Annotated in this window: 1 protein-coding gene and 1 pseudogene; both read right to left on the minus strand. The window is 36.2% G+C overall.

Annotated elements, in window-relative coordinates:
* Positions 1-291 (minus strand): annotated as a pseudogene (locus tag F6K13_RS34115) (hypothetical protein); the annotation flags it as partial.
* 347 nt (positions 292-638) lie between these two features.
* Positions 639-890 carry a hypothetical protein gene (locus F6K13_RS34120; protein ID WP_124146291.1) on the minus strand — a complete coding sequence of 84 codons (252 nt, stop codon included), beginning with the start codon at positions 888-890 and terminating at the stop codon, positions 639-641.
* Positions 891-1,177 lie beyond the last annotated feature (287 nt).

Raw genomic sequence — 1,177 nt, forward strand, 5'->3', positions numbered from 1 at the left:
TCCAATACCTATTGCTTGAATAACTGCTGAGTTATCTGGTTGAGATTTAGCTACAGATAAATCAAGTGGATTAACACTATAATTGTTGAGTGAAGAATTAGATCTTAAACCAGAGTTCGCAGAGCGTTGCAATAACAAAATTGCTTCTACCATCACATCAACTACTGCTTTTGGGGTTGCAGGTTGAGGAGTTGGCACATTTAAAAATTGATGACAAACTCCATCTTTGTCAAAACGCCCCAGTTTAATTGCCGTTCCCCCTATATCAATACCTATTACCTGAATATTCATGTTAGTTAGTCTGTGTTTAGCTGTCACACAACGCACGTTAACGCTTTCCTAGGTTATGAAGGGCGCAAACGGGATATGTAAAGCGTAGCATTGCCTCAACAAAACAAGAAACTTCATCAGGAAATTGGGTACAGTTATCCTTGTTTTGAAGTTCCCGTTATCATCCCATATAATTTGTCCCCTTCGGGGGAGCTACCCTTACGGTAGAACAGTTATAATAGAGCTGCGTAGTTTTACTTTAGCAATAATATTAAGTATTGCAAGGGCTAGAGCAAAACTACAAACAAAAACTTTATTATTGCTAATTAAGCGGACATGATATCAGATTCAACGGCAGAGAACTTCACTTAAAATCTTTCAACACTAGAATTAAATATAGGTTCAACCCGGATAGCAATTATAGCAGAGGGACGAACAACCATATATTCTCCTTGAATAGTCTTAATTGGCACATTTACAAACTCTGGAGAATCATGCTTTGGAACTATAACGCCACTGTACCAAGTTTGAAATTCTTTAAGAGTCAGAAAACGTACTTCTTCGCGAGCGCCACCTTGTAAAATCAGGTGTATGGCAAATTCATCAGGGTTTCTAGGCATATCTTTATCAGTTATCAGTTACCAATTATCAGTTATTAGTTATCAGTACCTACTACTAAAGCAGAGGGACTATATCTAATAGGGATTAACTGCCATTAACCCCTACAGGTGGTTTATATTTTCATATTTTGCGTAACTCCCGATCCTTTTAAAAGGAAGGAAAGGTCTGAGACCTTATTTCTTGGACAAAAGTTAAAAATATTAATTCCGACTTCTATTAAGTCAGATTAATTAATCATCATATAGGAGGATTATATAATTAATTAAATTAACAATTAATCATTCCC

This window comes from Okeania sp. SIO2B9 (assembly GCF_010672505.1).
Classification (GTDB): Bacteria; Cyanobacteriota; Cyanobacteriia; order Cyanobacteriales; family Microcoleaceae; genus Okeania; species Okeania hirsuta.